Source organism: Enhygromyxa salina (assembly GCF_002994635.1).
Classification (GTDB): domain Bacteria; phylum Myxococcota_A; class Polyangia; order Nannocystales; family Nannocystaceae; genus Plesiocystis; species Plesiocystis salina_B.
The window spans coordinates 47,852-71,018 of sequence record NZ_PVNL01000115.1 but is presented as its reverse complement, the minus strand read 5'-3'; the positions used below and the strand labels follow the sequence as shown (position 1 = coordinate 71,018).

The following is a 23,167-nucleotide window of genomic DNA, read 5'->3' as shown; positions in this document are numbered from 1 at the left end:
GATGAGGTTGAGAAGCTCCGCCGGTTTGTGACCCGGGGTGAGGAACAGTCGGCGCTCGAGGCAACGCTTGGTGACCTTGTAGCTGCTGTGGGGATGGATCGGCCGAGCGCGAACCCGCGCGTGGGGGTGGGCTTGGCCGCGGGCTCGATTTTCCGCCCGACGGGCGGCACTGGCTTGTTTTTGCGCGTTGGAGATGGCCACACATGGTTCTCGGCCCGCGAACGACACGTTTGCAGCGTTCTGCGATGAACTTCAGGGAGTGTCCGCGTGGCTGATCCAAAGATCACAACGAGGACTCTGAGTCCGGTCAGCCCACCTCAGTCCACTGATCCAAGGATCACTTCGGAAGACTCGGAGCCCGGTCAGCCCCGATGCCACTGATCTAAAGATCACTTCGGAAGACTCGGAGCCCGGTCAGCCCTCGAAAGACTCGGAGCCCGGTCAGCCCCCGATGCCTCGGAAGACTCGGAGCCCGGTCACCCGCGGGTCCGATCGGAGCCCGGTCACCCGCGGGTCCGATCGGAGCCCGGTCACCCGCGGGTCCGATGTTGCGCACCCGCTCGACCATGTCGCCAGGCGAGCGTGACCGCCAGCGCGTCGCAACCCTTCACGACCTCGGCCAACACATCCTCGATCAGGTGAGCCGCGGCGGAGCTCTGATAGAAATAGCCAGCTTTCATACCCCTGCGCCGGAGCGCCCGTGCTGCTCCACAGCCAGAGCGGGACCGAGCCGGCCTACGGCGTGGCCGCCGCCACGCTTCTCGACTACGGCGGACCATCCCCCCGGTACCCATTGGCTGAGCTTCCGGTCGGCGAATGACTCTCAGCAGCCGGTCTGGCTCTGAACTTGTACGGACACCACCCCAGGCGACATGGCCGTCATGCGCGACGAGGAGTCGCTGGTTCTCGGCGACCTGTGTACGGAGTGGACGCCAGCCGAGTTCTGGTTCGATGGCGTGACGCCGTCCGCCCCATATGAATTTTCGGTCCAGTTCGACATCATCGGTGTGGTTGGCGGTAGCGCTTGTAACTGAATTCGCTTGGCGCCTGCCGCGTTGTCTACAGCAATAGCCAGCGAGAGCGAGTACCGCAACCTGGAGCGACCGCTCGCCGCGACGGGCCGAGCATAGAAGACCGCGACCGTCGAGATGACTCGCCGCCGGCGTGAGCTCGTGCTTTGCATGTGGCGCGATGGTCTCTGCCGCAGCTTTGTCTTGCCTCCCCGCCAGATGCCCGAATTCTCAATACATGCTCATGCATCGTTGACCTTCACTCCAAAAGGTCGTGAATATTCATGCAGTTCTGGCAGACACTCACCAAAACATGGAGTCGTCTGTCTCGCCGAATTGCCCAGAGGCGAGGCGGTGATTGCGAGGTTCGCGTCCACGCCGACTTGCCCCGCTCGAGCCCGGAGGCCGACCGCCGCTGTCTGCATGAGCTGTTCGAGGCCCAGGCGGACACGCGACCCTCTGCGCCTGCGATCGTGCACGCCGGTCGGCAGCTGTCCTATGCACAGACCGAGCGGCTCGCGAACAAGCTCGCCCGCTACCTCATGCAACATGGCGCTGGGCCAGACGTGCTGGTTGGATTGTATATGGAGCGGTCGCAGCGACCCATTATCTCGATCCTGGCCTGCCTCAAGACCGGCGCCGCGTACGTACCGCTGGACCCGCTCCACCCACCCGAGCGGCTGCGGCAACTCTCAATTGACGCAGACGTGGGCCTGCTCATCACCGAATCTGGTCTATCGGACCAGGTGCCCAGCTTCTTCGCAGGTGAGACGATCGTGTGGGAGCGCGATGCGCCCTCGATCGCCGAAGAGTCCGACGCCCGGATCAAGACGTCGGCGTCGGGGCCAGCACCAGACAGTCCATGCTACGTGCTGTTCACATCTGGGACCACAGGCAGGCCCAAGGGGATCGTGACGGAGCACCGCAATGTGGTGCACTTCTTGGCCGCGTTCGACCAGGTCTGTCGGCTGAGCCACGATGATCGCGTATACCAGGGATTCTCGCTTGGCTTCGACGGCTCGGTGGAAGAGATCTGGATGGCCTTCTCGAGCGGCGCGGCCCTGGTCGTGGGACCACCCGCAATCAAGACGCTGGGCAATGAAACCGCCGAGTTCATGACCAGGACGGGAGTCACATTCTTCTCCACGGTGCCCACGTTTTTGTCTCTCATCACCGAAGAGCTGCCCACGGTGCGCATCATCGTGGTCAGCGGGGAGCCCTGCACGCCCGCGCTCGTCGACCGCTGGGCCAGCCCAGGCCGCCGACTGCTGAATGTCTATGGCCCGACCGAGACCACCGTCAACGCCACGGCCGCCGAGTGCGTGGCGGGGCAACCCGTCACGATCGGCGTCCCGCTGCCGGGGTACGCGGTCTATATTCTCGATCCCGAGCAACGTCCGGTCGCGCGCGGACAAGCGGGGGAGCTTTTCATCGGCGGACCGGGCGTGGCCCGGGGCTACCTCAACCAGCCCGAGCTCACGGCCAAGCACTTTGTGCATATGGGCGAGCTCGGCGTGGTCTACCGAACGGGTGATCGCGTACGAGCGAACGAAACTGGAGAGCTCGAGTTTCTTGGGCGCATCGACAGCCAGGTCAAGGTGAGGGGGTTTCGCGTCGAGCTCTCGGAGATCGAATCAGTCCTGCGCGAGCACCTCCAGGTTCGCGCGGCCGTGGTCACCGTCCAACAGCGTGACGGCCTGACGGAGTTGGCCGCGTACGTGGTCCCGGACCGAGCGCCACATGAACTAGACCGGAGCCAGCTGCTCGCTCATCTGCGCCGACATCTGCCGGCTTACATGGTGCCCGCCTACCTCGACACCATCGACCGTATCCCCACGCTGTCGAGCGGAAAGGTCGACCGCAACAGCCTGCCGGGCGCCTGCTCGCCACTCGTGGCCACGGCCCGGGGTGACCGCGGCATCGAGGCGCCCGCTCCGGGCCTCGAAGAGAAGCTAGCGCGGATCTGGGAGCAGATATTCAACGTACCGGCGATCTCCGTGGCGGACGACTTCTTCATCGACCTCGGGGGATACTCGCTGCTCGCAACGCGAATGGTCTCGCTCGCACGCCGCGAGCATGGCCTCCCGGTCGCCACTCAAGACGTCTATCAGCATCCAACCGTCCGCGGCCTCGCGCGGCTGCTGGACCAGCGCAACGCCGATCGCGGCGGTCCCTCGAATACCGCGCCTCCGCCCCGCCGCCGCACCAGCCAAGAGGTGTTCGAGAGCTCGTCGCCATGGGCCCGTCGGGCTTGTGTCGCGCTTCAGGCCCTGTGCCTGCTCTGCTTTTATGGTGTGGCGGGCGCAGGGCTGGTGGTGCTGTTCTCGATCGTCATGTCGGTCGTTGCCGGAGCGCTCTCACTGGGCGCAGCCATGGGAATCCTCGTAGCCCTGGTCGTGCTCGGCTACCCCATGGTGCTGGGCCTGAGCATTGCCTTGAAGTGGGTCATCGTAGGGCGGTATCGGGCCGGCGCCTATCCAATGTGGGGTCTGTACTATTTTCGGTTCTGGCTGGCCACCCGAGTTCAGGCCATGAGCGGGGTCGGGCTGCTCGCAGGGACACCCGTGATGAACCTCTACTACAGGCTCATGGGCGCGAAAGTCGGCAGGGGCTGCATCCTCGATACAGACCATTGCGCCATCTACGACCTCGTCACGATCGGCGACGAAACCAGCGTGGGCGCGCAGACGCAGCTGCCCGGCTACCGAATCGAAGATGGTCTCCTGATCCTGGGCCGGGTCGACATTGGCAGCCGCTGCTTTGTTGGCATTCACAGCGCCCTCGGGCTCAATTGCAAGATGGAGGACGACTCGCGGCTGGACAACCTCTCGCTTCTGAGTGACGGCGAGACGGTGCCGGCTGGCGAAGGCCGAAGAGGCTCACCCGCCCAGCCGGCCGAAGTCGAGGTGCCGGTGTCGAGCACGCGGCCTGGCAAACGCCGCCCCGTCGTGTTCGGGCTGCTGCACTTGCTCGCCGCGGACCTCGTTGGTCTGCTCCTTGTCCTCATGGCAGCCCCAGCGTTGGTCGGCCTCGTGCTGCTGGTCGTCTACTACGGGATCCTCGTGGCCATGCTCGCGACCTGCGTGGCGATTCCGGTGAGCGTGCTGCTGTTTTGCCTGATGACGGCCGGGTTCAAGGCCCTGATCCTCCGGCGCCTCGAGCCGGGCGTGTACCCCGTGCAGAGCCTCTTGTTCCTGCGAAAATGGACAATGGAATGCATGCTCGCCATCTGCAGCGGCTACGTCCGCTCGCTGTACACCACCATTTACCTGCCTCCGTGGTTGCGACTGTTGGGCGCCAAGCTCGGCGCTCGCGTCGAGGTCTCCACGGTGTCCCAGCTGACGCCCGACCTCGTCACGATTGAGAGCGAGAGCTTTCTCGCCGACGGCGCGACGATCGGCGGTCGGCTATTTTTCCGTGGGTACGTCAAATACGCCGAGAACCGGATCGGCAGGCGGAGCTTCGTGGGTAATAGCGCGATCCTGCCGCCGGGTGAGATCGTGGGCGATGGGTGCCTGATTGGATGTCTCTCCTCATCGCCAGCGGGTTCGGGCCGGACGCCGAGTGGATCGGAGTGGCTCGGCTCGCCCCCCTTCAAGCTCCCCTACCGTGCCAAGGTCGAGGGCTTCGATGACACAGTGACCTACCGCCCAACCCGCAGGCTCTACCTTCACCGCGCCCTCATCGACGCGCTGCGGATCTTCCTGCCGAACTTCATCGGCGCGGTGACGCTGATCATCTTCATTGATCTGGCCAAGGTCGCCTATCTGCACCTGTCACTGTCGGCGACGTTTACCCTGGCTGGGCCGGTTGTTCTGTGCCTCGCCGTGGGTGCGGCGCTGTCCGTGGTGGCGATCAAGAAGCTGGTCATGGGCCGGTTCAAGCCGGTGATCGTCCCGCTGTGGTCGCCGTATGTGTGGCTGAACGAAGTGGTCAATGGCGTCTACGAGACGATCGGAGCGCCGATCCTGGCACCAATGCTGGGCACGCCCTTCTTCAACTGGTACCTGAGGCGCATGGGCTGCCGGATCGGCAAGCACAGCTATATTGGCACCACGTTATTCTCCGAGTTCGACCTGGTCGAGATCGGCGACTACGTCGCGCTCAACGCCGGGGTGGTCGTCCAGAACCATCTGTTCGAGGACCGAATCATGAAGTCGTCGTATCTGACGATCGGCGACAACTGCTCGGTGGGCAACATGTCGGTGATCTTGTACGACACGCAGATGGAGCCGGGCTCATGGGTTGGTCCGCTCTCACTGTTGATGAAGGGCGAGACGCTCCCCGCCCACAGCCGCTGGCACGGAATCCCCACCGTCGAGCTAAGTACCGACACCGACACGAAGACGGCCATGGAGGGCGCGCATGCACGACAACTTCCATGAGATCTCGGCGGACACCTACTACGAGCTCGGCCGGCAGAAGGGGAGCCTGTTTGGCGATGTCCTGCGCCGATCGATCGAGGACGAAGCGACCGACCCATGCTGGCGCGCGAGGGTCAGCCAGGCGCTCGATAGCCTGCGTCCGGCGCGGAAGGCATTTCCGCACCTGGTCGAAGAGCTCGAGGGCTACGCCGCGGCCGCGGGGGCAGCGTTCGAAGATCTGTGGGCGCTGAACATGGAGGACGAGACCGGGGATACCGGCGCAGGACGCTGCACCACCGTCGTCACGGGAGGTGGTCGCATGATCGCCCACAATGAGGACTGGCACAGGGATGTAAAGTCCTCGGTATGTGTGCTGCAGAAGACCGTCGGCTCGCTGACCATCCTCGAGCTGTTCTACATGAACACCTTGGGGGGAAACTCGATCTCGATCAATTCCCATGGCATTGTCCACGCGGTGAACAGCCTCACCCACCGAGACAGCGGGACCGGTGTGCCGCGCAATCTGACGGCGCGGTGGCTGTCGGAGACGAGCGATCCCAGCTCCGACGATGAGCGGCTGTGCCGCCTACGTCGGACCTCGGGCTACAGTCACACCTTGGTCGACATGAACGGCAGGATCTGGAATATCGAAGCCAGCGCCAAGCAGCAGCACCTCACCCGCCCACCATCCCCCTTTATCCACACCAACCACTACCTGACACATCTGCGATCCCTCGAGAGCGAGGCGAACACCCTGGGCACGCATAGCCGCCTGGCGCGGGCCTCGGCGCGGGTCACCGACTCCATGACGCCTGCGGCCCTGCGCGACCTGATGGATGACCGCAGCGACGGGGCCGAGCTGAGCATCTTCAACGACCGGACCGTGGCGAGGATGATCGTCGACCTCGACCAGCTGCGCGCCCACATCTGGCTGTTGCGGGAGGCCGAGCAGGGTTGGCTGGCCTACGACCTGGACTTCATTCACTAACGCGCTCGGCGGGCCTCGCTCGAGGTGCCTACCAATCGCGTGGCGCGATCGCCTCTTCGAGATCGACCTCGAAGCCATAAGCCGTCAAGATGAACTCGAAATTGCTGGCGATACACTCCCGCGCAGCGGTCTCGATCTCGCTGCCTTGGTCCTGGAATTTCGCGTCGAGCTCGTTGAAGGCCTCGGTCGCGGCGTGGGTGAGGGCGAACACCTCGGCCTCGGACGTGAGCTGCTGGGTCTCGATCTGTCGACAGAGCTCGACGAGGATCGCCTTGCCCTCGTCCACCAGCGGATCTGGAAAGTAGCGGTCGGCGTACATCTCGCGGAGGAACTGATGATTGCGGGTCTTGGCGTTGACGAGTGTCATGGTCTGGTGTGGTGATGTTCCGAAGTGTGTTCAAGAATGCCTGCGAACGACCGCGAACGCCCCAATCACGCCAAGCTGCACGCGGGCGCACACACGCGCGCAGCGATCTCCGACACCGGCTGATCCCAGAGCTCGTCAAAGCTCACCGTGAGCAGCTGGTGCGAGCTCTTACCGCGGCGGTAGGCCGCGCGAAGCCGCCTGACGTAGCCTCGGATCCCTTTGACGCCGACTTTCCCAAGCCGGTACGGGATCGACACGAGCACGATCAACCCGGCATGACGAAAGCCAAGATTGCCAAGATAAAACGCCTGCAGCTCGACCTCGCCGACCTCATCGATCCCGTAGCCGGTGATCAGGTGATGAATGTCGTGGGTCTCCCGGTAGCGCTTGTTGAGAAAATCTGCGTCGTCCTGCAGGGGGAACTCGAAGTCGAAGGGCTCGATCCCGTTGTCGATATAGTAGCGCGCGTACTCGTGGCCGAGGGTGCTCGGCGGGAGCCGCTCGAGCGCGCTGATGTCGACGTCTTCACCCGGAATCGTCAGCTTCTCGTCGAGGATCCGCCGTCCCTCGTCGGTCTGACGCATCCGCTCGGCCAGTCGCGCGTAGGTGTCGCCGTCGAAGCTGAGATGGAGAAGCCGCGCGTAGTAGGGGTTCGCGTTGTCATCTTTGAGCACCCGGAGCGCCTGAAGACCGACGCGGATGCGCGTGAGCACGGAGGGGTTCGGGGGCAGGGTCAGTCGGAGAGTTGTCGCGTCAGCCATGGTGGGCGCCTTCGGATCGAGTGGGAGACAGCGTCTCGCCAGCGAGCGCTCCAGTATACAGGGGCGCGTGCAAGCCGGTCAGGTGCCTGGCCGGAGCTGATCGCAGCCTATGCTCGCCCGGTCGGCGCCGTTGCGCTCGCGCCGATCCCCGTTACACGCCCGTTACACCTTCGGAGCCCGTCCCCGCGTAGGTTGAGGCCATGTCCAGCTCTGGCGACGCCCACGGTGATCCACTCAACCCCACGCCTCGCGTCCGCGAGCCCGGCCGCGCGATCGAGACCGTCCTGCTGGCGAGCACCGCGTGCCTGCTCGCCGCGGTCGCCTGGCCGATCTTCGTTGGGGCGAGTGCGACTCCGCCATCGATCGAGCAAGCGGCCGTCGCCGCGCCGGTCGACGAGCCATCGCAGGTCGAGATCGCCACACCCCCACCGACCCTGGCCGCGACCACGACCGGCCCGGTGATCCAGATCGCCTTGCTGCTCGACACCAGCTCGAGCATGGACGGCCTGCTCGACCAGGCGCGCACCCAGCTGTGGAGGGTTGTGAACACCCTCGACGGCGCGACCTATCAGGGCGAGCAGCCGCGCCTGGAGATCGCGCTCTACGAGTACGGCAACGACACGTTGAACGGCGAGAGCGGGTGGATCCGTCGCGTGCAGCCGTTCAGCTCGGAGCTCAACAATGTGTCCGAAGCCCTGTTCTCGCTGACCACCAACGGCGGCCGCGAGCACGCCGGACAGGTGATCGGTCGCTCGATCGACGAGCTCGAGTGGCGAGTCGGCGAGGGCACGCTGCGGGTGGTCTACATCGCCGGCAACGAGGCCTTCGAGCAGGGTCCCGTGCCCTTCCGCCAAGCGATCTCGAACGCCAAGGAGCAGGGCATCGTGGTCAACACGGTCTACTGTGGCGGCGCCGATGACAGCGACGCAGCCGGGTGGCGCGACGGCGCGACGGTGAGCGGCGGTCGGTTCCTGAGCATCAACCACAACCATGTCGCGGTTCACATCGCCGCGCCGCAGGACGCCGAGCTCGCCCGGCTCGGCCAGGAGATCAACGAGACCTACATTCGCTACGGCGCCGACGGGCAGCGCGGGCTCGACAACCTCGTCGAGCAAGACAACAACATGGCGGACTACGGCGTGGGCGGTGTGGTCGAGCGCTCGGTCTCGAAGTGTTCGGGCATGTACCGCAACGACAGCTGGGATCTCGTCGATGCGATCGACGCCAAGAGCCTACGGATCCAAGACGTCGATCGCAGCGGGCTGCCCGAGCCGCTGCAGGGCCTCGACGATGACGAGCTGCGCGCCCACGTGGCCGCGAAGCAGCAGCTGCGCACCAGCCTACAGCAGCGGATCGCCGAGCTGGCCAAGCTGCGCGAGGCCCACGTGACCGCCGAGCGTGCGCGGATGTCCGAGAACCCCGACAGCCTCGACAGCGCGATCATCGGGGCGATCCACGAGCAAGCCACCGCGGCTGGGTTTACCCTCGACCAGTCATGACCCTGCGCGGCCGCCAGCTCGAGGCTCCGACCATCCTCGTGATCGAGGATGATGGGGCGATTCGCGAGGGTGTCGTCGACGCGCTGCGCTTCGAGGGGTTCGGGATCGAGGAGGCCACGACCGCGCCCACCGGTCAGGACCTGGCGCTGCGCTCGACCTGCTCGCTCGTGTTGCTGGATCTGATGCTGCCCGGCGGCGACGGCTTCGAGGTGCTCAAGCAGATCCGCCGGGTCCGACCGCAGCTGCCGGTCATCATCTTGACCGCGCGGGGCCGCGAGGCCGATCGCGTGCTGGGCCTGCGACTGGGCGCGGATGACTACGTCGTCAAGCCGTTCAGCGTGCGGGAGCTGCTCGCTCGGGTCGAGGCGGTCATGCGGCGAACCCAGACCCAGCCCGAGCAGCTGCACGGCCCCGAGTCGCTGCGGCTCCCGGATGGACGCGTGGATCTGCACAGGCGAGAGCTGCACTTCGACGACGGCGAGCTCGCGGCGCTGTCCGAGCGCGAGGCCCAGCTGCTCGGCTACCTCGCCAAGCATCCGGCGCGCGCGGTCAGTCGCGACGAGATCCTGTCGCATGTCTGGCACCTGAACCCTGCCCGGTTTCAGAGTCGCACCATTGACATGCACGTCGCGCGGCTGCGCGAGAAGCTGCGCGACAACAAGGCCGCGCCGCACATCATCATTACGGTGCGTGGAAAGGGCTACATGCTCGGGCGCGACGTCATGACCCGGCCAGGGCTCGAGACACCATGAAGCCGCGGGCAACATGGACCATCGCGGCCACGTCGCTGGTGGTCGTGCTCGCGGTCATGGCGTGGGCCACCATCAAGCTGCTCGAGTTCGACGCCGAGCGGACCCGATCGCAGCAACAGGCCGTGATCGAGGAGCAGAGCCGCCTGGCGCTGTGGCGGATCGACTCCGCGATGACGCCGATCCTCGCGCGCGAGGTCGCGGCGCTCGACGAGCCTCGCCGCTCGCAGCTCGCCGCGCCGCCGCAGGGTGTCGTGATGCGCTTCGAGCTGACCCACGAGCGGCTGCGGGCGCTGACCCAGGTCGAGGCGGACCTGCTCGCGCAGCTCGAGGCCTCGCTGAAGACCGACGAGATCGTTGCGCGGCTCGAGGCCTCCGCGCCGCTCGTCCGCGCGGTCGAGCGAGGTAGCCCCGCGAACACCGAGGCCACACCCTACGCGCTCAAGTCTCAGGCTGTGCGCAATGAAGACGAGTGGACCCAGCGCAAGGCCACCGTCGAGGACAACCTGATCGCGTGCAGCCCGTTGGGCACCAACGCGCCCGTGGACCTACCCAGTAATCAGGACACTCGAGCTGGATTGGGTCCGACCTTCGAGTATTGGGGTGTCGCGGAGACTGAGCCCGAGCTTCCGCGCGAGTTCACCACGGTCGTCGAGCCGCTGTGGGTCGACGACAAGCTCCTGCTCCTGAGCCGAGCGCAGTCGACCGAGGGCGAGCTCATCGAGGGCACGTGGCTCGACTGGCCCGCGCTGCGCGAGCGCATGCTCGGCGAGGTTGGTGATCTACTGCCCGACGCGGGCCTCGTCCCGGTCCTCAGCGGGTCCGAGACCGAGACCGAGCGCATGCTCGCCACGCTCCCGGTTCGGCTCGAGCCCGCGGTTGCGATGACAGACCTCGCGGCCTGGAGCCCGCTGCGCGCGTCGTTGTTGGCTGCGTGGCTGATCGTGCTCGCCGCAATCGCAGCATTGTTGTTGCTGGTCCGCGCCTCACTGCGGTTATCCGAGCGCCGCGCGACCTTTGTGTCAGCGGTGACCCACGAGCTGCGCACGCCGCTGACGACCTTTCGCATGTACACCGAGATGCTCGGCGAGGGCATGGTCGAGCACAAACGTGATCGCTATATTGCGATCCTCCGGCGCGAGGCGGACCGGCTCGCCGGGCTCGTCGAGAATGTCCTGGCCTACGCGCGGATCGAGTCAGACCGCCCCGTCGCCGCGCCCGAGGCCATGTCCGTGGGGCTGCTGCTCGACCGCGTGGTCGAGCGCCTGCGCGAGCGCTGCGAGGCCGCGGCGATGCAGCTCGAGTATCAGGCGAGTGAGCGCGAGCGAGACATCGTGCTCGAGGTCGACCCCGCGGCGGTGGAGCAGATCCTGTTCAACCTGGTCGATAACGCGACCAAGTACGCCAGCGCCAACGCGGACGAGCCACGCGTGCGTCTCGAGCTCGAGATCGCGCCGCGCAGCGTCGGGCTGCACGTCCGCGACTTTGGCCCCGGCGTCGCGGCCGATGACTGCGAGCGGATCTTCGAGCCGTTCACCAAGGCCAAGGCCGACGCCGCCGGGACCGTGCCCGGCGTGGGCTTGGGGCTGGCGCTGTCACGCCGCCTGGCTCGGCAGATGGGCGGCGAGCTGTCCGTGACCTGCGAGGGACGAGGGGCGGACTTCGTCCTGACGCTGCCACGCGCGACTCGCCAGCCCACTGCATAGCTCGAGGTGCGCGAGGTTGTTGTCGTCGCTCGCCCTCGCGAGCGGAGCGACGTAAGTCTGCCTCTTGTTGATCGAGCGCGCCGTCATTGGGGACAAAAACCCTGCGCTTCGGCGATGTTCTCGTCCATCATTGCAGAGTCCGCGCCATGCTGCTTCGCTGCCTGATAGTATTCGATCGCGCGGCCGTACTGCTGCAAGAAGAACAAGCCCGCGCCGATCTGCCCATAGCAAGTCCCGGTGTGCTCTGGGTGGGCCTGGGCGATCTGTAGGTAGCTGTCGATCGCAGCCTGGTATTGGCCACCCAGCAACAGCTGCGCGGCGGCGTTGATCTTGTCGTGCACCCCACCGCCCGACATCGCCGCTTGGGCCCGCTGGGCCAGCGCCTGGGCGTCCTGCATGGAGAGCTGATCGGCGCCCGCCCCCACAAACGCGGAGACCTGGGCGGCGACAGGGCCGACGCGCGCGTTGGCGTTGGCGACCCCACGCATCAGCGCCAGGACCGGATCGAGATCGATCCCAACTGGGATCCGCATCGCGCCCAGGCGATCGACCTCGATGTCGACGTAGGTCGCGACGAGCTTGTCCGACTCGCGGACCGCCCGGATCGCGGCCAGATCCACGATCTGTCGGTCGTCGAATTCCTTGGTGACGAGCTGCGTCGGGGTGACGACGATCGCGTCTTTGGCCGACCCGAACGTCGTGAGGTCGATGGCGGCGATGATCGGACCGTGCGCGAGGTGGCTGGGCAACACGTGCTTTTGTATGTTGCCCAGCTGCTTGTTGGGGATCGCCCCAACCCAGACTTTCTTGCCAACGTGGGGCCGCAGCGCGTCCTGTACCGTCGAGACCATGTCGACCCGCACGTCGACGGCCCCGGCCTGCGGCTGGGCGTGCGGCTGCGGATCCGGCTGCGGGCTCGCAACCCGGGCCGCCCCGTGGAGCATCTCACCGTAGCTGGCTGGCACCACGAACGCCTGCGGAGGCGCGTGGACCTGGCCAAGGCAAGTGCCGAGCGCGTGGCACAGCTTCAGCCACTGCGCGAACCCAACTGCGTAGGTGGTCAAGCCGCCGTAGCGCCCGGTCTGCATGACGACGTGGGCTGTCAGGTTGCCGACGTTGCGGACCTGCACGGCCCAGTCGATGGTGATCTTGCCCATGCCCATGGCCCACTCCCACTCGAGCGACTTGATGGCTTGGCGCAGGAGCGGAGAGCCAGCGAGGTATTGGGCGACCTGGGGACCCGCCGCGGGATCCCACGGGAAGTCGCTAGAGCGCAAGTCGTGACGGAGGATCGCTGGGCTCGCGATCCCACCGTTCAGGATCCCGTGATGCTCCCCCGGCAGCGGGGCGAGACCCGAGAACGGCTGCACGAACGCGTGCGACCAGCCGTTGGTCTGCAGCTGAAACACCTGCACGAAGTCGACCCTCATGCGGCCGCCAAACAACGCCTTGACCGAGCTGCCGACCGCCGCCCCGGCGGCCTGGGCGTCGTCGCCGATCTCGATGATGTTGGTGACCTGAGCACCGACCCCCGTCGCCTCGGTGATCAGCGCTTGCTTCTGGCGGTCGTGAGCGCCGCGGACTTTGTTGTTCAGGAATGCCATGGCCTGGCCGAGTGGCTACCACGTCGGCCCGGGCGCCCGCCACTGGGGCTGCGCTACCACTGGAGCCGCGCTACCACTGCCACCACAGCTGCTCGTCGCCGTCGCGCGTGCCGTCGTCGTCGCGGTCGATGCCGAGCCGCTCGCCCGTGCCCAGCGGCACGCAGGTGTAGGTGACCGGGCTGCTCAGGGCCAGCAGCCGGACCTGGGCGTGGGTGAGGCTTGGCAGGCCGGAGAAGCTCGTGGTGTAGGCCCCGCCCTCGTACAGCAGACCGAGCTCGAATGGTCCGAGCCGGGTCTTGGCGATCAGCTCGCACTCGTCCGCATCGGCCCGCGCGCGCAGCAGGTTGATCCGCGCGTTGACGGCAGCCCACGCCTGCAGCTGAAAGTCCTGCTTGCGAAGGGTCACCTGCTGACCGACGACCGGCGCGAGGTTGGTGTCGAACGCAAACAAGAAGCTGGCGACGGCGAGCATGGTGTCGATGTCGTGAAAGCCCTCGGCCGCGAACGAGAAGCCGTTGAAGATCCGCAGCAGCTGGTCTTTGGAGCCGTCGTGCGCGTAGCCGAACCCGCGGACCTGATCACCTTGGTGGCTGTCGTCGTAGAACGGTTGACCGGGGCTGTTGAAGAACGCGTCGCCGCCGACCATGCCGAACGCGCCGACCCGCGTGTAAAAGTTGCGCATCTGCGGGATCTTGAGGGTCTGACCGAGCTCGGCGAGGACGAGCTGGCCGTCGCTGCCAAAGAAGCCGGGCCGCGCGACCCCGTACTCGGCGTTGGCCTGCGCGTCGATCCGGTGGCAGTTCTCGCACGTGAACTGGGAGAGATCCGCGGTAATGACCGATTTATTGTTGAAGAAGAAGTCGCGGCCGACCTGCTGCTGCGCGGTCAGTGAATTGTCGAGGTTGCGGATCGGGTTGGGCGGGTAGACCAGCTGCAAGGCGAAGTCGGTGAACGCCTGCATCTGCTCCGGGGCCAGCTCCTGGTCGCGGCCGAGCAAACCTGGGAACGCCACGTTGAAGGTGTTGAACGCGGCGACCTCGCTGTAGGCCCCGGTGTCAGGCTGGGCGCTGGGCTGCTGATCAACGCCGTTGCGATCGCCGCGCCAGTGCATGGGCCCGTGGTTGTCGAGGCCACGCAGGCTCTGGGTGAGCATGGGCCCCTTCATGGGGTGAAAGTCGATGTCGCCGATCCCAAAGTTGGTGCGGATGTTGTCGGTCACCGCCATGATGTCGCCGTCGGGGTTGCCCAGGTCCCAGGCCAGATCGTCTTTGTCGCCAAAGATGTGGCACGAGGCGCAGGACTGATCGCCGTGGCTCGAGGTCAGGGCCGCGTCGTAGAGGAACCGGCGCCCCGCGATGAGATCGGCCGGCTCGGGGTTGTGCATGGTCAGGTGGTCGACCTCCTCGAGCGCGTCGGTGTCGATGATCGAGATGCCGTTGTCGAACCGGGTCATGACGTAGAGCCGGTCGTTGGCCTCGTCGAGGACCAGGCCGGTGGGCCCGCCGCCGCTGACTGGGATCTGATCGAAGGCGTCGGGGTAGAAGCTGTCGTCCTCGAGCTCGGCGGTGTAGTAGATCGCGACCTTGTCGTTGCCGATCACGGCGGTGTAGAGCACGGCGCCGTCGCTGGTCGTGGCCATGCCCAGCGGCTGCGACACGCTCAGCTCGCTCTCGGCGTTTGGCACCGGAGCGCAGCAATTGTCGTAGTCGATGTGCTTGTTGAGCAGGCGCGGGTGAACGCCCTGGTCGTCGAGGACGGTGATGCGATTGTCGACAGCGTGGCCGCGGACGGTGGTGTCGGCGAAGATCCCGGGGCCCTCGAACCGGACTTGGTTGCGGGCCTCGGTGTTGGTGACGTAGATCTTCCCGCTGACCGGGTTGACGATCATGTTGAACAATGTGGTGCCCACGCCCGCGAAGAAGCCGTCGTCGTCGGGGAGCAGCGCTGGCACCGGGGCCTCGGCGTTGATCACGAACACGTCCTTGTCGGGCAGGTTGAACTTGATCATGTGGTCCCAGACCCGACCGAGCTCGTCGACCCAGTGGTCGCCGTCGAACCGGACGATCAGACCATTGTCAGGCTCGCCGATGCCAGCGTGGTTGACGTTGGGCCCGGGGAGGCCGCCGGCCTGCTCGCCACCCTTGGGCATCACACCCGGGGCGATGGTAGCCGTCTGGTTACCCGAGTTGAAGGCGGCGGCGTAGACCCGCGAGCCGTCGGCGTTGACCGCCAGCGCCCGCGGGGTGTCGCTGAACAGGTTGACGATCGTCAGGGGCTCGGCGCTCACCTGGCTGGCCTGAAACACCCATACGTCGGCTCGCCCGACGCTGGGCGTGGTCAGCTGGGGATCGAAGGGGGCATGCTGCCCGCGGTGGGCCGCCGTAATGAAGGCCCGCTCGCCCCCGACCCCGGCGAATACGATGTCTCGGGGCTCGTCACCAACCTGCAGCGTGCGCTTGACGTGAGCATGCGCGCCGACGGCGACCACACTGACACTATCTGACAGGTGGTTGACCACCCATACCTCGTGATTGTTGCGCGCGGCGACTGCGACAGGCTCGAGCCCGACCGCCACCGAGGCCTCACGCTCGAGGCCGGCCGGGGTGATCGCATAGATCTCGAGCCGATTGTCGGGCGTGTTGACCACAAACAGCCGCTGCCCATTGGGCGACATCGCCATTGGGCGGACTTGCCCGCTCTCGAACGCGGTCAGTGGTTGCGATGCGCGTGCCTCACCGCTCGCAGCCAGGAGCGCGAGGGCCGACACCGCGGGAAACACCAGCTTGCGAAGCAACATCGCCTCCATTGTTGATCGATATAGTGGCCAGTTCCAAGATCTATTTCTACTTTTTGATGACGCTGAATAGTGGCATGATTGCCGAGCGCGCAAATGCCCGACGCGCGCGTCTCGAATTCGCGCCTGCTTTCCCGAAAAATAGTAGGATCGAAACACGCTCGAGCGGACACTACATACCCGACACTGAACCACGCAGGCGTCCGTCCGGCAGCCATGGCAGCCGGACGGCAAGCGTTTCGCAGACACCATGGCGAATCTGCTCGGCATAGCCACATTGGCTAGCCGCCCAACAGTCCAGCTCGATTCGGCCACCAGCGGGCTCGACGCTATCTGGGCGAGCCAGGCGATGCTACAAGCGCTCGATGGCGCCCACGCCCACATTCGAGCATCTCACCCTCCGCGTCGGCGAGCTGGGCCCCAAGCTGCATGGCTCGCCGCTGACACCCCCTGACGCTGCTGAGCGCACGTGCCCGACCCATCAAACTTGGTTCGCGGCCACGGCCGACGCGGTGGTCGGAGCGCTCGAGCACGACGGCGAGCTGCATCTGGCCACCGGGGCTGGCGGTCGGGTCTGGCAGATCGACGCCGGCCAGGCGCGCGAGCTGCAGCTGAACGCCGAGCTGCCCGAGCTCCTGCGCTGGACGGCGGCCACTTCCGAGCCAAGCACCGGACACCTCGGCGATCGCCGCAACCTGGTCCGCCAGCTGCGATGGGCCAGGCACACGCCGATCCCGGGCCAGCGGCTGCTGCTCGTCGATGGTCTCAACCCCGACATCGCGCAGCTGCCCCTGAACGCCGAACCGAGCGTGTTGCTCGAGGCCCTCCGCCCCCGCGTGGATCCGCCCAGCCGCTGGCGTCGCCTGCTTGGGGCCAAGTCGAGCGGGCCGAGTGGCGCGGCGTTGGTGCTCGACTGTATCGAGTCCGCGCCGCTGCCCGACGGCTTCACGCCGTGGCTGCGCGCGCTCGAGCAGCGTGGGATGCACCTCGACTGGAGCGGCAACGAGGCCGGGAACTACCCGCTCCCGCTGTTCGAGCTGCCGCCACCGAGCGGCCCCGATCCGCTGCGGTCGGCGCTGTTGGGCATCGCCCGCGATCAGCTCGAGCGCGCCAGCGAAGACGCGTGGGCAGACTGGCCGCCCGACTCGTCCCCGACCGAGGGCTACGAGCAGCTGGTCTCGGGCCAACCCCAGCGCGGGTGGTGGCGCGACGCCAGCCACGAGGAGCTGGTCTCGGGCCTCGAGCTGCGGGGCTCGGAGTTTGCGGACCGCGGCACGCCCACCGCCCAGCTCACGTGGTCCCGCTCGATCAGCGGCGGCGAGCTGCTGGGCCGCTTGCAGGCGTCGGTCCAGGAGATCTGTGCGGTCGCGGTGTCCGGCGTCCCGGACGACGAGTGTGTCGTGGTCTGGTACCTGCTCGGCGGGGTCTCGCGGACCAGCGGCAAGCTCGAGGTCGTCGCGCTCGAGCGTGTGTGGAGCTGAGCCAGCACCCGAATCAGCGGGTTGCGAGCGGGGTTGGATAGCTTTCGAGCAGCTTGTCGTCGAACAGCGGCACGACCCACGCGCCCCCAGCCTCGCGCGTATACACGAGGTACCACAGCGCGGCCTTCGGGTACTCGATCAAGTTGAACGACTCGTAGACGAACTCCACGCTGGTCAGGCGGTGCTGCACGCGGCCGTTGCCGGTTGGGTCGAGGGCCCGCATCCGCGTCGAGGTCACCTGCAGCGCCCGCACGGCGATCTGGGTGCACCAGGTTCGGTCTCCCCACGGGCTCAGTCCACAATGGTTTGGGTCCAACGACAGCGCACCCTCGCGGTGACCCTCGCGCTCGGCGGTCAGCTGCAAGCCAATCCGATGCGCACCCGCGACCGCCGACGAGAGATACAGCGACCCGAGGTCGAGCTCATGCTCTCGATTGCGCTGCTTGGCGTGGGTGTCGTCGTCCGACGTCGTCATGCTCTGCAACGTAGTGGAGGCGGAGCGCGACAACGAGCGCAGTCGTCGCTGCGCGCACGGGCTGATCGCCGCAAGCAATTCACGCATGGCCACCCTCGAAGCTCGAGCCGAACCGGGGCCCGCTTGCCGGGTTCCGTCGGTTTGAGCATGATGGCCGCCAGTGCCGCAACTCGAGGCAGCGGGCGTCGATCCTCGCCACGCAAAGATCGGCCGGGTCGTCCACCGACTTGGCGTGTGGGGCTTGCCCGCGTGTGTCGGCGCGGCGCTCGGCTTCTACCTGGCCGACCGCGGCACGCCGTGGCTCCCGTCGATGCTGGCGCTGCTGTTGATCCTCGGCGCGCTCTCGCTGCTGGCGATCGCCAGCGGTCGCGCGCTGCAAGGTCGAGCGTTCCGCCGCACACCCGAGGGCCGCGTGGTCCGGCGCCGCGTCCTTGTTGCGACCGGCCTGGCCTTCGCCGCCGGGTTCGGCCGCCTGGTCCTGATCTGGGTCGAGCAGCCCAGCCCGCTGACCGAGCTCTCGCGCGATGACTTTGACGAGACCTTCATCCTCGACAGCAAGAATTACAGCGAGCTCGACGCGGGGCTCGAGCACTATCTGGTCCTGCTCGAAGCGCGGCCGGAGCTGTTCGCGGCTGACGCCCTGCTCGGCCCCGATGACGAGCGCCTGGTCCTCGATGCGTGGGAAGCGATCTACGCCTACTCGTTCGCGCTGGATCAGATCCGCGTGTTCTATGAGGACTGGTATCGCTTCGATCCATCTCGGGCCCAGCGCAGCCAGCACCTGCGCAGCTTTTTGCTCACGTTCGCGGCCGAGCTCGCGCTCTACGAGAAGGCCACCCGGGTAGTCACGCTGCTGGGCAACAACCGCAACGTGGTCAAATACCTCGACGGTCAGCATACAGAGCGCGGCCTGGGCGAGAGCTCGTTCTCCAACTTTCGTCAGGAGCTGCAGGGGGCCCGCGACGCCACCCGCGTGATCGCGGGCAAGCAATATCTGCGCTGGCTCGAGCAAGCCATGAAGGGCCGCGCCGAGGCCCGCGCGATCGGCTACGCGTGGCTGTGGGATCGCGTCGAGCGGCACCTGATCCTCATCGAGGGGTTTGGCGTGCTCGCGGCCGGGACCAAGACAATCGGCAGCGACGCCGAGCTGCTCAAGCGCGGGTTTCGGCGGGCCTGGTACCCGGCGCAAAAGGGCGTCGCCGAGTGGATGGGCGACACCCGGGTCCGGCGAATCAACTGGTATTTGATCAACGAGCAGATGCAGGCCGAGCTGGTCGAGCACCTCGAGCCGGGGGACATCTTGCTGTCCCGCAAGAACTGGTACGTCAGCAACGTTGGCCTGCCTGGGTTCTGGCCCCACGCGGTCCTCTACATTGGTGACCCCGAGCAATTCACCGCGTACTTCGACGACCCAGGCGTGCGCGCGTGGGTCCGCGAGCACAGCGGTGAGGACATCGACCTGCCCACCTACTTGAGCCACCGCTGGCCGTCACGCTGGCTCCGGTTTGGGTTTCGAGATCACGGCCAGCCCTACCGCGTGATCGAGGCGATCAGCGAGGGGGTCGTGTTCAACACGATGGCCCACGCCAGCGGCGACTACCTGGCCGCCCTGCGGCCACGGTTGAGCAAGAAGGCCAAGGCCCAGGCGATCGTCGACGCGTTCTCGATGCTCGATCGGCCCTACGACTTCGACTTCGACTTCGCGACCGACAACGCGCTGGTGTGTACCGAGCTGGTCTGGCGCGCGTACCGACCAGCAGCGGACAAGCACGGGCTCGACCTGCGCCTGGTCGAGCTCGCCGGGCGCCCGACCCTGCCCGCCAACGAGCTCGCCAAGCAGTTCGTGGCCGAGCACGCCAACCCCAACGCGCAGCTCGAGTTCGTGTACTTCATCGACGCGGTCGAGCACCAGCAAGCCGCCGTGGTGTCCGACGAGGCCGCGTTCTTGCTGACGCCTGGTCGCACCAAGTGGGACTACCGCAAGCAGTAGCCATGCCGAGGTCTCTGCTCGACATCATCGAGGATCTGCAAGCGCAGCTGGCCACCGGTGCCCAGCGCGTCAGCTTGCGCGTGCTCGATCCCGACTATGGTCGGGGCCGCTTCGCGGGTGAGTCTGTCGAGCTCGAGGGCGAGCGCCACATCCACCGACCGCTGCGGGTGTGGGTTGACCTGGCCGAGCGGCTGGGCCTGCGCTTGTCGACGCCCCGGCCGACTGCAGACGGCCAGCTCGAGCTGTGCTTCGAGCGGCTGGACGCCAGGGCGAGCTGGCACGATGCCCAGCACCCGCGCGGCGACACCACCGAGAAGTACGGGGTGGGATCTGGGTTTGCTCGGGTCTCCAAGCTCGAAGATCCCGGCTTCGTGCTCGACCTCGCCGACGCGCTCACGCGGGCCAAGCTCGGCCCCGCGCCGCGGATCTTGGATCTCGGCTGCAACGACGGTGACGTGCTCACGCTGATCGCCCGGCTGCTGGCGCCCAAGCAGCCTCGCTTCGTCGGCGTCGACCACAGTCACTCGGCGATCGCCCGGGCCCGCGCGCGGCTCGGCGACCCTGCCCACCGCTTCATCGAGGCCGACGTCAACAACCTCGCCGAGATCGAGCCCGAGCTCGGCCGCTTCGACCTCGCGCTCGCGCTGAGCACCCTGCACAGCCCCGGCGTCGACGACCGCGCGATCCTGCGGCAGATCACCAAGCAGCTGCTCGAGCCCAATGGCACGATCATCATCGGCATTCCGAATTGCCGCTATGTCGACGGCGAGCTGCTCCACGGCGCCCGCACCAAGAATTTCAGCCAGCCCGAGCTCTCGCTGTTGATCAAGAGCGTGGCTGGGTTCAAGCGTTATCTGCAACAACACCGTCGCCGCGTCTACGTGACCGGCAAACATTACCTGCTGATCACGGGTGCGCCTGTCTGAGTGACTCTATTTATATCCACCTTCGAACCCACGAATCGAGATTGGCCGGCTGCGCTCGCGATCGTCGGTATCCAGCGGGTGGAGCCCCGAGGGCAGCGGCAGCGCGTCGCGTCGCGCGGCGATCAGCAGCTGGTTCTCCACCGCCCACAGCAGCGCGCGACCGGCCTCGCGCGAGAGCTGATCCTGGCGCTCGCGCAGGATCCTGGCCGCCTGCATCATGGTCTCCACGGTCCGCGCCTCAGACTCTGGCTGGACCGAGCCAAGCGCTGAGCCCATCACATCGAGGGCCTGCGCGAGCGCGCTCGAATTGCGCGCAGAGTCGAACCTGCGCGCGTCGTCAATCGCCGCGGCCGCGAGCTTCTCAAACTCACCTGGAGCGCTCACCGCAGCGTCAGCGAAGTTCGCCAGGGCGCTCAATCCCGTCTCGTCGAGTACCATGGCCGCACTATGGCAGGCTTCACTCGGGCGCACCAGACCAAATGTCGATCGCGCAATCGTACGCTTTGACACGTGTAAATTGTTGACGGGTTCAGAACCAATCAATGGATTAGCGCGGGTGCCCATCGCTGGGTTTGCTCGCCGCCCCTGGAGCCTCGTCGGCGCGCGAGCTTGGCTCGGGCGCGAACACTTGCTGAACACCCGTCAACACCAATCGCACGGCGGCGCCGTGATCCGAGCGTCCATCCGCGGTGAACTCTTCGACGAACTCCGCCGCGACCGTGACGACCACCGCGTCGGCGCCCGGATCCAGGTCGATCTCGCGCGCGCCTTCGGCTGGATCCTTCCACAGCGCGACCGTGCGACGCGGGGTCATGCCTGGCGGGACCGAGCGAAGCGCCATCCCCAGTGAGGTGACGGTCAGGATCGAGCTGCCGGGATCGTCAGCGAGCACACTGGCATAACGCCCCGGCCACCGGGCGCTCAGCTGCGGTCCGTCCATGAGCAGCGCGATCACGAGGTTGGGCCCGACCGCACGAATTACATCGGCGACCGGATCAGGCCGGGCGAGGTCCTCGCAGATGAGCGGGGCCATGCACAGCCAGGGGTTCGCGCACACAAAGTTGATCTCCCGTTGCCGCACCCGCATGGGCTCCCACCACAATCGGTTTGCGTCGAGACTCTGGCCCAGGCCGTATTGGGCGATCTGGGCTGCGTCGAGCCGCCACCGGTGGTGTTTGTCTTGATCATAGCGAGCGAGGTGCGACGGGTGACGCACGCCGAGATACGCATAGTTGCGGCGATGCCCACGAACACCGGCCAAGAAGAACCCGACACGATCACCGAGCGCAGCCTCGGCCGCGTCGAGCTCGGCCTCGTTGATCGAGCTCTCGGGCAAGATCACAGCGCTGATGCCACCGACGTCGCGCTCGGCCGCGGAGATGACCCGCAAGAGGTTGTGGGCCGGGTCAAACCGCTGCGTCGGCTCATACTCGAAGAACCCAAACGCGCGTGGATCCACGACCGTGTCGAGGATCGTCGACGCGCGAAAGTCACTCGCCTGCACCTGATACGGCCACGGAATGATCAGCAAGCTGAGCTCGTGTGCGCGCTCGCCCGGCAGCAACATGGTGCTGGTCTGCCAATTGACCTTGACCTCGGATCGGTCAATTCCGAGGTTGTGTGAGAGTGAGCGAATCGTCAGACCCGTCTGCGGCGTGCGGAGCTTGGGCAGCACCCGAACCCGATCGGTGCCGAAGTCGCTGACGGTCCCGCGATACAGCAGTGCCTGCCGCGCCCGCATGCCAATACCGGGCTCGGCGCATGATCCTGGCACACCAAATCCGGCGCTGGCCACGTCGGCGTGAGCGTGAAGTTCGAGCAGCGCTCGACATAGTGGCCACGCCGCTGGGTCGGTGAGCTTGGCGACCGGGGCGTCAAAGCTGGCTTCGATCAATTGGCACAATGTCTCGATCGTGGCCCCCGGTCCATTGGCCGGGCCGCCCTCGGGGTCGGCCTCCACACCCGCGGCCGGCCGCCCGCCGCTCGGGGTTCGTCGCCGCTCTCGGCTCTCGGCGAAGGCTCGCCAGTCCCGCGCGGTGTGGTTTAGGTGGGCCTGCCAGCGCGCCCGGCGAAGCTCGGCGTGATCATTGACGGTGTCACCCCGACGCCGACGCCGCGGGACGTCGTCGTAGGCGCTATCGGTCTGCTGTGGGCTCATGTCAGGCGGCCACTGGTGCTCGCTGGCCTCGCTGTGCGGCGAGATCACCATGCGATAGGCGCCGCTGTCAGCGAGCACCACGGACGTGAACGCAAACACGTCCGGCGGCCACGCTGGGCGCAGCTGCCAGGCACGCTCACCGGCGATCTCTCGCCACGCTTCGCCAATTGTCTTGCCACTCATGCGCGACCTCCGATTACCCGTTTGTGCGGTCTGGTCCGAGCCAAACCCTGCTCGCCGCTGGCGGGCGTTCTCAGGAACACCTCGAGCCAACGTGTGAATCCATAATAGACGA

The 23,167-nt window shown here is 66.5% G+C and carries 16 protein-coding genes; 9 read left to right on the top strand and 7 right to left on the bottom strand.

Annotated elements, in window-relative coordinates:
* Positions 1-881: 881 nt before the first annotated feature.
* The 3 genes from ENSA7_RS44295 (at position 882) to ENSA7_RS28650 (ending at position 6,362) form a co-directional block, all read left to right on the top strand.
* Positions 882-1,034, top strand: coding sequence for a hypothetical protein (locus ENSA7_RS44295; RefSeq protein ID WP_181234209.1), 153 nt, complete (start codon positions 882-884; stop codon positions 1,032-1,034).
* 359 nt (positions 1,035-1,393) lie between these two features.
* On the top strand, positions 1,394-5,395 hold the full coding sequence (locus ENSA7_RS28655) for a Pls/PosA family non-ribosomal peptide synthetase (protein WP_219908073.1): 4,002 nt from the start codon (positions 1,394-1,396) through the stop codon (positions 5,393-5,395).
* Positions 5,376-6,362, top strand: a complete 987-nt coding sequence (locus tag ENSA7_RS28650) for a C45 family autoproteolytic acyltransferase/hydrolase (protein WP_106092559.1) — start codon at positions 5,376-5,378, stop codon at positions 6,360-6,362. The genes ENSA7_RS28655 and ENSA7_RS28650 overlap by 20 nt, the downstream gene beginning before the upstream one ends.
* Before the next feature lie 28 nt (positions 6,363-6,390).
* Here ENSA7_RS28650 and ENSA7_RS28645 read toward each other — a convergent pair whose 3' ends face one another.
* Positions 6,391-6,729, bottom strand: a complete 339-nt coding sequence (locus tag ENSA7_RS28645) for a DUF5713 family protein (protein WP_106092558.1) — start codon at positions 6,727-6,729, stop codon at positions 6,391-6,393.
* A gap of 65 nt (positions 6,730-6,794) precedes the next feature.
* Positions 6,795-7,442: a Coq4 family protein gene (locus tag ENSA7_RS28640; RefSeq protein WP_181234208.1), complete on the bottom strand. Its 648-nt coding sequence runs from the start codon at positions 7,440-7,442 to the stop codon at positions 6,795-6,797.
* Between the two features lie 248 nt (positions 7,443-7,690).
* On the opposite strand from ENSA7_RS28640, the gene ENSA7_RS28635 reads away from it, so the two are divergent.
* The 3 genes from ENSA7_RS28635 to ENSA7_RS28625 are packed head-to-tail and all read left to right on the top strand — an operon-like array spanning position 7,691 to position 11,444.
* On the top strand, positions 7,691-8,989 hold the full coding sequence (locus ENSA7_RS28635) for a VWA domain-containing protein (protein ID WP_106092556.1): 1,299 nt from the start codon (positions 7,691-7,693) through the stop codon (positions 8,987-8,989).
* Positions 8,986-9,741: a response regulator transcription factor gene (locus ENSA7_RS28630; RefSeq protein WP_106092555.1), complete on the top strand. Its 756-nt coding sequence runs from the start codon at positions 8,986-8,988 to the stop codon at positions 9,739-9,741. Before ENSA7_RS28635 ends, ENSA7_RS28630 begins: the two co-directional genes overlap by 4 nt.
* Entirely contained in the window at positions 9,738-11,444 is a 1,707-nt protein-coding gene (locus ENSA7_RS28625; protein WP_106092554.1) for a sensor histidine kinase, read from the top strand. The genes ENSA7_RS28630 and ENSA7_RS28625 overlap by 4 nt, the downstream gene beginning before the upstream one ends.
* An 83-nt stretch (positions 11,445-11,527) precedes the next feature.
* Here the strand turns inward: ENSA7_RS28625 and ENSA7_RS28620 are convergent, their stop codons facing one another.
* The gene (locus ENSA7_RS28620; RefSeq protein ID WP_106092553.1) at positions 11,528-13,048 is read right to left on the bottom strand and encodes a tetratricopeptide repeat protein; all 1,521 of its coding nucleotides are present in this window, start codon (positions 13,046-13,048) and stop codon (positions 11,528-11,530) included.
* A gap of 70 nt (positions 13,049-13,118) precedes the next feature.
* On the bottom strand, positions 13,119-15,854 hold the full coding sequence (locus ENSA7_RS28615) for a beta-propeller fold lactonase family protein (RefSeq protein ID WP_106092552.1): 2,736 nt from the start codon (positions 15,852-15,854) through the stop codon (positions 13,119-13,121).
* A gap of 353 nt (positions 15,855-16,207) precedes the next feature.
* On the opposite strand from ENSA7_RS28615, the gene ENSA7_RS28610 reads away from it, so the two are divergent.
* A complete protein-coding gene (locus tag ENSA7_RS28610; protein WP_106092551.1) occupies positions 16,208-17,323 on the top strand; it encodes a hypothetical protein in 1,116 nt (371 codons plus the stop codon).
* 13 nt (positions 17,324-17,336) lie between these two features.
* Here ENSA7_RS28610 and ENSA7_RS28605 read toward each other — a convergent pair whose 3' ends face one another.
* Positions 17,337-17,798 carry a hypothetical protein gene (locus ENSA7_RS28605; protein WP_106092550.1) on the bottom strand — a complete coding sequence of 154 codons (462 nt, stop codon included), beginning with the start codon at positions 17,796-17,798 and terminating at the stop codon, positions 17,337-17,339.
* A gap of 160 nt (positions 17,799-17,958) precedes the next feature.
* Between ENSA7_RS28605 and ENSA7_RS28600 the strand changes: the two genes are divergently transcribed.
* Positions 17,959-19,788 carry a YiiX/YebB-like N1pC/P60 family cysteine hydrolase gene (locus ENSA7_RS28600; RefSeq protein WP_106092549.1) on the top strand — a complete coding sequence of 610 codons (1,830 nt, stop codon included), beginning with the start codon at positions 17,959-17,961 and terminating at the stop codon, positions 19,786-19,788.
* A gap of 2 nt (positions 19,789-19,790) precedes the next feature.
* Entirely contained in the window at positions 19,791-20,714 is a 924-nt protein-coding gene (locus tag ENSA7_RS28595) for a class I SAM-dependent methyltransferase (RefSeq protein WP_106092548.1), read from the top strand.
* 6 nt (positions 20,715-20,720) lie between these two features.
* Here the strand turns inward: ENSA7_RS28595 and ENSA7_RS28590 are convergent, their stop codons facing one another.
* Positions 20,721-21,152, bottom strand: coding sequence for a hypothetical protein (locus ENSA7_RS28590; RefSeq protein ID WP_146158239.1), 432 nt, complete (start codon positions 21,150-21,152; stop codon positions 20,721-20,723).
* Positions 21,153-21,261: 109 nt separating this feature from the next.
* Positions 21,262-23,055 (bottom strand): hypothetical protein, encoded by a 1,794-nt coding sequence (locus ENSA7_RS28585; protein ID WP_106092546.1) that lies wholly within the window; start codon positions 23,053-23,055, stop codon positions 21,262-21,264.
* Positions 23,056-23,167 lie beyond the last annotated feature (112 nt).